At 68.3% G+C, this 583-nt stretch carries 1 protein-coding gene; it reads left to right on the plus strand.

Features of this window, described 5'->3' with window-relative positions:
* Nucleotides 1-501, plus strand: a 501-nt coding sequence (locus tag EOA33_RS37970) for a class I SAM-dependent methyltransferase family protein (protein WP_190234546.1), incomplete at its 5' end; no start/stop codon positions are given.
* Between the last annotated feature and the right edge of the window lie 82 nt (nt 502-583).

Below are 583 nucleotides of genomic sequence, written 5' to 3' on the forward strand. Positions count from 1 at the left end.
GGCCGCTACGTGCTCGATGCCGTTGCCAAATGCCCGACGCCCCCGGCCAGCGTCAGGCTGCAGGACTATTCCGAGCTCAATGTCGGGCTCGGCACCAGGCTGATCGCCGAGCGGCACCTGCCGACCAGCGTCACCTTCCGCCAGGCCGACGCCTTCGATGCCGGAATGCTCGCCGCGCTGAAGCCGGCGCCGGACCTCGCCATCGTTTCCGGCCTCTACGAGCTCTTCGCCGACAATGCGCTGATTTCCCGCTCGCTCAGCGGACTCGCCAGCGCCATGCAGCCCGGTGCCCTGATCATCTACACCAACCAGCCCTGGCATCCGCAGCTGGAGATGATCGCGCGTAGCCTGACCTCGCATCGCGGCGGCCAGGCCTGGGTGATGCGGCGGCGCACGCAGGGCGAGATGGACCAGTTGGTGAAGGCCGCCGGTTTCGAGAAAATCGACCAGCGCATCGACCAGTGGGGCATCTTCACCGTCTCGGTCGCGCGGCGCGTCTGAGGAAGCCGTGCCCGCCGCCGACCCTGCCCCAGCCGCCATCGCCGAGCCGTCGAAGGATAGATTCGGCGCCATCCTGCTACGC

It is taken from the genome of Mesorhizobium sp. M4A.F.Ca.ET.050.02.1.1 (genome assembly GCF_003997725.1).
Lineage (GTDB): Bacteria > Pseudomonadota > Alphaproteobacteria > Rhizobiales > Rhizobiaceae > Mesorhizobium.